Consider the following 6,035-nt stretch of genomic DNA (forward strand, 5'->3'; position numbering starts at 1 on the left):
GGCGTGGGGTGGTGTGCCGGGGGGGGGGGGCCGCCCCCCCCCCCCCCCCCGAGCGAGGCGGCGATCATCACCAGCAGAAGGAACGAGCCTACGGCGGCGGCGCCGGCGGCGAGCAGGTGGGACTGCAGACCGCGGCGGCCGGAGGACCTGGCGAGGTGCAGCGTCAGGGGCAGGACGGGGGAACGCATGGCAGCTACTCCTGCGGGCTCAGGCGACGGTGTACTGGGTGTGGCCGCTGATGCCGCCGTCACGGACCTGAAGGATCCGGTCGCAGTGGGCGGCGACGTCCGCGTCGTGGGTGACCATGACCAGCGCGGCGCCCGTCTCCCGGGTGGCGAACGTCAGCAGCTGGACGACCTCCGTGCTGGTGCGCTGGTCCAGGGCGCCGGTGGGCTCGTCGGCGAAGACCACGTCCGGTTCGACGGCCAGGGCGCGCGCGATGGCGACCCGCTGCGCCTGCCCGCCGGAGAGCTGGCCGGGGCGACGGTGCTCCAGCCCTTCCAGACCGAGCGGCACGAACCAGCGGCGGGCGCGGACGACGGCCTCGCTGCGCGGCATGCCCTCCAGCATCAGCGGCAGTGCGACGTTCTCCTCGGCGGGCAGTTCCGGAAGCAGCTGGCCGAATTGGAACACGAACCCGAAGCGCTTGCGGCGCAACGCGCTGAGCCGGTTCTCGCCCAGCTGGTCGATGCGTTCGCCGCGCAGCAGTACCTGACCGTCGTCGGGGCGGATGATCCCCGCCAGGGTGTGCAGCAATGTGGACTTGCCGGACCCGGACGGGCCCATGATCGCCAGCGAGTCGCGCTCGCCGACCTCGACGTCCACGCCGGCCAGGGCGGTGGTGGAGCCGTACTTCTTCACGAGGCCGTGTCCGGCCAGAACGGTGCTCATGGTGTGTCGTCGCCCCTTCTCAGCGCTCGAACTTCCAGGTGACGCTCTTGGCGTCGGCCTTGGTCACGCGGACAGCGATGTCGAGCGTCTTGCCGTCGCTCTTCTTGCCTGTGCAGGTGAGGGTGGCTCCGGCGACGGCGCTGAGACCGGTCGGGCAGGTGACGTCGGAAAGCTTGTCGCCGACCCAGGGCAGAGGGTGGTACTTGCTCTCGGTGCGGCCCTCGACGATGTTCGCCGCGAGCGCCTTGTGACCGTCCACCGACGTCGTGCTGAACTCGTCCAGGCGGCTGGTCGACTCGGTGCCCGAGAGCAGAGATGTGCCGAGACCGCCCAACGCGACCACGGCGGTCACGCCGCCGACGACACCTACGAGGAACTTGCTGCGCTGCATCGCGTACTCCTGATGTCCGTGGTGAGGATGCGGCTCCACCCTCGCCCGCGGGCTCGGGCACGCGCCTCGGCCGAACGGTCAGGGTCGTGGGCCGGCCCCTCGGCCGTTCGGCTGATCCCGCCGCCGGGCGCGCTGGCCTACGGTGATCGGCATGAGATCCGTTTCCGTCCGGGGCTGCGCCCATGGCCTCGCTGTCGGTGTTCTGCTGGCGGCCTCCGTCGTCGACGTTGTTCTCTACGCCTCCGACGGGACGAGTGTCCTGCCGATGGCGAGCCCCTCCTGGCAGATCCTGGCTGTGGTACTCGTCGGGCTGGCCGCCGTGCTGTGGCCGGCCGGGCGGCGGCCCGAGTGGTTCACACCGCAACTGCGCACTGCCGTGCCCGCTCTCGCCTCGGCCCTCCTCACAGCGGCTTCGCTGCTGGTCGACGGGGAGGTCGAGTTCGGCCCGGGCGAGATCATGATCCTGCTGTGCCTGCTCTTCATCGCCGTACGCCACTGCCCGCCGCGCTGGGCCGTGGTGTGCGGCGGGCTCGACACGGGCGCGCTGCTCATCCTGCCGGTCCGCAGCGACCTGACGCTGAGCAGTGACGTGATGGGTCTGGAGATGATCGGTCTGCTGCTGGCCGGCCTCATCGCCGCACTCGCGGGCTATCTGCGGTCGATGGACTACCGTCGCACCGTCGCCGTCAGCGAGACGCGGCGCAGCGAACGCCTGGCCATCGCCGCCGACCTGCACGACTTCGTCGCCCACCACGTCACCGGCATCCTGGTGCAGACGCAGGTGGCCCGCATGATGGCAACCACCCAGCCGCAGGAACTGGACCCTGTACTGGCGGGCATCGAGCGGGCTGCGACCGAGGCCCTCGCCTCGATGCGCCGTACCGTCGGCGTCCTTCGGGACACCGGGCCCGAGGCGAGCGGCCACCGCCCGGTAGGCGACCTGGCAGGCATCGCCGAACTCATCGAGGGGTTCGCGACCCCGGGCCAGAAGGCCGTCCTGAGCCGCGACCCCGCCGTGTCCCCTGACCTCCCCCACGAGGTGCAGGCCGCGGCCTTCCGGGTCGTCCAGGAAGCGCTGACCAACATCCGGCGGCATGCGGCCGATGCCACGCACATCGAGGTCCGCCTGCAGGACGACACCGGCCGACTCGCAGTGACGGTGGCGGACGACGGCCGCGGCGGCAGTCAGCTTCCGGCGGCTGCCCATGGCGGCGGCTTCGGCCTCGTAGGCCTCATAGAGCGCGTGACCGCACTGGGCGGCGAACTGAACGCCGGACCGCGGGGCGGCGCGGGGTGGGAAGTGCGGGCGGTGCTTCCGGCGCGGAAGGCCTGAGCGGGAAGCCTGAGAGGGACGGGCTCCCTCGCTTACCAGGAGCCTCGTCGTAGTGCCGCAGGGTTCGGGCGGTCACGCCCGACATCCGGGCGACCTCCGCGATCGGCCAGTTCATCGCCGCCTACCTCATGATCGCGTCACCGGGCCGGTCTCTCCGGCCCTGGTTCAGGACGGTAGAAGCTGCCGCAGCGGCAACCGCAACCTCGCGGGCCGACGGACCGGCATGTGGTGCTATCGGGACCGGCTCACGATGAGGTGGTCGAGGCCGTCCAGGATGCGCTGCAGCCCGAAGCTGAAAGCGTGGTCGGGGTTGTGCACCCCCTGGTGAGCCGCACCCGCTGCGCTCCCGACCCGGGCGGCGAGGGGGAACCGGGCCGGATCGAAGACCTTGGCCAGAAGCGGCGCGTTGGCGGCCCACCACTGCTCGTCGGACATGGCGCTTTCCCGGGCGGCGGCCTGAGTATCGAGGTCGGCTCGGGCGACGGACTGGACGAAACCAAGGAGCAGGGTGAGGGCCGCGTCCATCTCGACGTCACCGAGGCCAAGGCCGTCGAACGCGGCCAACTCGTGTTCGTACTTGGCCATGAGCCCGGGGCCGAGCGGCGGGCGTGTGGTGGGGAGGGTCGCCACCCAGGGGTGATGCCTGTACAGATCGCGGTTCTCGCGCGCGACCGACTCCACCCTCTTACGCCACGGGACGGCCGTGTGATCGCCGCGCGGCATCTGTAGATAGGCGGCGTCCAGCATGAGGTCGAGCAGCTCTGCCTTGCCCGGAACGTACGTGTAGAGCGTCATCGGAGTGACGCCCAACTGCTGGGCAACGCTGCGCATGGTCAAGGCGTCCAGCCCACCGGAGTTGGCGAGAGCGATGGCCGCCTGGACAACGGCGTCAACCGTCAAGCCCTGCTTCGGGCCGCGCCGTGGACCACCTTGTCCGGGCTCGCGCCACAGAAGTTCCAGAGTGCGGGCCGGGTCGCCTGCGCCGCTTCGTTCCTTGACCATGCGCCCCATCATCCTCTGAGATCTTTGGCGCCCTTCACGGCTTTGGCATCCTCCAGACTATTTCTCTGTATGCTGTATAGAGTACAGCGTACAGAGATTGAGTTCGAGCTCAGGGAGAACCATGAAGATCACTTCCACCGCCGTCTCTCTGACCGTCGGCGACGTCCCGGCCTCCGCCGCATTCCTGACCAGGCATTTCGGCTTCCAGGAGGCCATGGCCGCGGAAGGCTTTGCCTCTCTGGCCCTGGAGGGCGCCGCCGACGTGATCTTTCTGCAGCGCGGCATCGAGGTCTTGCCCGAGGGCTTCAGGGATCAGCATGCCGCGGGTGTGATCATCGCGTTCACCGTGACTGACCTGGAGGCTGAATACGAGCGACTGCAAAGCGAAGGCGTCTCCATCACCATGCCGCTGCGCGAAGAGCCCTGGGGTGAGCGCCTCTTCCAGGTCACCGACCCGAACGGCGTCATCCTTCAGCTCGTTTCCTGGGCCGCACCCGACGCCGAGTGACGGCCTTGGGGCGGTCGTGGAGGTGGCGGTCGACCGGTGACGTGAGAAGTGCCGCACCGATTGCGTGAGTTGCTCGAAGGACTGGCCCTCAACCGCAGGCGGGGCGACAGCGCGCGCGACCAGCGTGGCGGGGACCGGCGACGGGTTGCAAGGGCACGACCCAAGCGGCGGCTGGTGTTCGCGGCTCCTCAACGAGAAGGGTCGCCACCTCAACCCACCGGTCAGTTCGGGCGTGAGTCCGATCGCCACAACCAGCGGAGGGCATCGGGAAGCAGGACCCCGCCGTGGTTGGGGCTGTGGCCGCCATCGCCCAGGACAAGGCGGAAGTCGTAGCCGGCTTCTGCGAGCGCGGCCGCGACGCGCAGGTTGTTGGCGAGCCAGTTCGCCTCGGATTCGTTCCAGCGCAGGTCACGATGGCCCGCTTGCATGAAGATACGCAGCGGCTTGCGCGGGAGGCGGGGGATGAGTTCGGGGTATGGGTTGCCGCCTGGCATCTGCGTGAAGCTGGACAAGTACCCGATCACCCGGCGGAATTTGTCCGGGCGCAGCCACGCCGCGGTAAACGCACAGTTCCCGCCGCTGCTGCCACCACAGATGCCCCACCGGTCGGGGTCCTCGGCAATCGAGTAGTGCTTCGTGACCTCAGGGATGATTTCTGTCAGGAGAAAGCTGACGTACCGATCGTCGAAGGCGTCGTACTCGGTGTTGCGGTTCTTGGGATCCTCGGCATCTGGCAACACACCTGGGTCGACGAACACGCCGATGGTGACCGGGATGTCACCGCGGTGGACGAGATTGTCCAGAACGATCGCGCCGCGGACCTCCCCTTCAGGGTCCAGATACCACCATCCGTCCTGGAACACCATCAGCGACGCCGGCTCCGCGGGGTCGTACTGCGCGGGCACATGCACCCAGAATTTCCGTGACGTCCCCGGGTAGATCGCGCTGTCGCTCCAGTCGAACTCGATCGTCTCGCCGACGGGTACGCCGGGCTGCACGGTGGAGTCGGGGCCATGGGCGTAGCGCACGTCCGACTGGTGAATCGGAAGCGGCTGGTAGGGCACCTCGATCGTCACGAGGGCCAACCTAGGAGAGATCACGAACGTTCTCAACGGGGTTTGGCTGCCGTCACACGGCTTGACTTCTCCATCGGGAAGCCACTGAGCAGTTCAGCCCAGCCACGTCCCCTCGCGCATGAGGACTCTGCCGCGCAGCTCCGGCTCGCCGCGCCAGGCGAACACCGTCTTCGGAGCCACACGAATATACAGAAAAGGGTCTTCCTCCGTACGTGGGTCCCATCCGAACTTTTCGGCGAACGCATCCGCGGCGTCCTCCGGCACGCTCCGATCCGAGAAGCACTCCGCCTCCCCGTGCAGGAGAACCACATCGAAGGTGTCCGGCAATGCCAGGCGCACACGGGGCTCCTTGCGCAAGTTACGCACAGTCGCGGAGGTCTCGCCGGTGCACATCCACACGGCCTGCCCGTCCCAACAGAACCACAGCGGCACTTGATGCGGGCCGTGATCCGGATGGGCCGTGGACATCCATATATCTCGTTCTGCGGAGAGCCGTTCAACAGTGTCGCGCCTGCGCTCCAGCACATCACGACGAGCGATCTCTGTGGTCTTCATGAACGCCGACCTTAGTCAGCGGTTCGGAACCGCACATGAGGCGCTGGTCCTACTCCCAGGGACCGACAGCCACTCAGCCCGCAGGCCGAGGGTGTGGTCGATTGTCACGCTCAGGCCGATCAGTTGGAGTGCTCAGTCACAACCGGCGGCTACCAAAAGGATCACCCTCTACAGCTGGCGTACTAGGCGGCGGGGCCGGGAGCCTGCTGCAACTGGGCAAGGGCCTCGGCAAGAATCCGCCAGATCTCCGCAGCCAAATCGATATTGGCATCCGCCTGC

Annotated in this window: 8 protein-coding genes and 1 pseudogene; 2 read left to right on the forward strand and 7 right to left on the reverse strand. The window is 68.3% G+C overall.

Annotated features, from left to right (window positions below):
* From ABZS97_RS43105 to ABZS97_RS43115, 3 genes and pseudogenes are all read right to left on the reverse strand, one after another.
* A pseudogene (locus ABZS97_RS43105) lies at positions 1 to 188 on the reverse strand (hypothetical protein); the annotation flags it as partial.
* A 19-nt stretch (positions 189 to 207) separates the two neighbouring features.
* Positions 208 to 891: an ABC transporter ATP-binding protein gene (locus ABZS97_RS43110; RefSeq protein ID WP_356149152.1), complete on the reverse strand. Its 684-nt coding sequence runs from the start codon at positions 889 to 891 to the stop codon at positions 208 to 210.
* A gap of 19 nt (positions 892 to 910) precedes the next feature.
* A complete protein-coding gene (locus ABZS97_RS43115) occupies positions 911 to 1,282 on the reverse strand; it encodes a DUF4333 domain-containing protein (protein WP_356149157.1) in 372 nt (123 codons plus the stop codon).
* Between the two features lie 151 nt (positions 1,283 to 1,433).
* Here ABZS97_RS43115 and ABZS97_RS43120 point away from each other — a divergent pair, with 151 nt between their 5' ends.
* Positions 1,434 to 2,615: a histidine kinase gene (locus ABZS97_RS43120; RefSeq protein WP_356149160.1), complete on the forward strand. Its 1,182-nt coding sequence runs from the start codon at positions 1,434 to 1,436 to the stop codon at positions 2,613 to 2,615.
* Here ABZS97_RS43120 and ABZS97_RS43125 read toward each other — a convergent pair.
* Positions 2,515 to 2,730 carry a MerR family DNA-binding transcriptional regulator gene (locus ABZS97_RS43125; protein ID WP_356149165.1) on the reverse strand — a complete coding sequence of 72 codons (216 nt, stop codon included), beginning with the start codon at positions 2,728 to 2,730 and terminating at the stop codon, positions 2,515 to 2,517. The genes ABZS97_RS43120 and ABZS97_RS43125 overlap by 101 nt on opposite strands.
* Positions 2,731 to 2,846: 116 nt before the next feature.
* A complete protein-coding gene (locus tag ABZS97_RS43130; protein WP_356149169.1) occupies positions 2,847 to 3,617 on the reverse strand; it encodes a TetR/AcrR family transcriptional regulator in 771 nt (256 codons plus the stop codon).
* A gap of 121 nt (positions 3,618 to 3,738) precedes the next feature.
* Between ABZS97_RS43130 and ABZS97_RS43135 the strand changes: the two genes are divergently transcribed.
* Positions 3,739 to 4,125 carry a VOC family protein gene (locus ABZS97_RS43135; RefSeq protein WP_356149174.1) on the forward strand — a complete coding sequence of 129 codons (387 nt, stop codon included), beginning with the start codon at positions 3,739 to 3,741 and terminating at the stop codon, positions 4,123 to 4,125.
* 221 nt (positions 4,126 to 4,346) lie between these two features.
* On the opposite strand, the gene ABZS97_RS43140 is transcribed toward ABZS97_RS43135, so the two are convergent.
* Together ABZS97_RS43140 and ABZS97_RS43145 are read right to left on the reverse strand one after the other, a co-directional pair.
* Positions 4,347 to 5,201: an alpha/beta hydrolase-fold protein gene (locus ABZS97_RS43140; protein WP_356149177.1), complete on the reverse strand. Its 855-nt coding sequence runs from the start codon at positions 5,199 to 5,201 to the stop codon at positions 4,347 to 4,349.
* Between the two features lie 93 nt (positions 5,202 to 5,294).
* Positions 5,295 to 5,756, reverse strand: coding sequence for a pyridoxamine 5'-phosphate oxidase family protein (locus tag ABZS97_RS43145; protein ID WP_356149180.1), 462 nt, complete (start codon positions 5,754 to 5,756; stop codon positions 5,295 to 5,297).
* Between the last annotated feature and the right edge of the window lie 279 nt (positions 5,757 to 6,035).

It is taken from the genome of Streptomyces sp. NPDC005485, from assembly GCF_040606085.1.
Taxonomy (GTDB): Bacteria; Actinomycetota; Actinomycetes; order Streptomycetales; family Streptomycetaceae; genus Streptomyces.

Excerpts from the sequence above, each read along its gene's own strand:
- ABZS97_RS43125 (WP_356149165.1), bottom strand. The coding sequence starts at position 2,730 with ATGAACTGGCCGATCGCGGAGGTCGCCCGGATGTCGGGCGTGACCGCC.
- ABZS97_RS43110 (WP_356149152.1), bottom strand. The coding sequence starts at position 891 with ATGAGCACCGTTCTGGCCGGACACGGCCTCGTGAAGAAGTACGGCTCC.
- ABZS97_RS43130 (WP_356149169.1), bottom strand. The coding sequence starts at position 3,617 with ATGGTCAAGGAACGAAGCGGCGCAGGCGACCCGGCCCGCACTCTGGAA.
- ABZS97_RS43120 (WP_356149160.1), top strand. The coding sequence starts at position 1,434 with ATGAGATCCGTTTCCGTCCGGGGCTGCGCCCATGGCCTCGCTGTCGGT.
- ABZS97_RS43135 (WP_356149174.1), top strand. The coding sequence starts at position 3,739 with ATGAAGATCACTTCCACCGCCGTCTCTCTGACCGTCGGCGACGTCCCG.
- ABZS97_RS43115 (WP_356149157.1), bottom strand. The coding sequence starts at position 1,282 with ATGCAGCGCAGCAAGTTCCTCGTAGGTGTCGTCGGCGGCGTGACCGCC.
- ABZS97_RS43145 (WP_356149180.1), bottom strand. The coding sequence starts at position 5,756 with ATGAAGACCACAGAGATCGCTCGTCGTGATGTGCTGGAGCGCAGGCGC.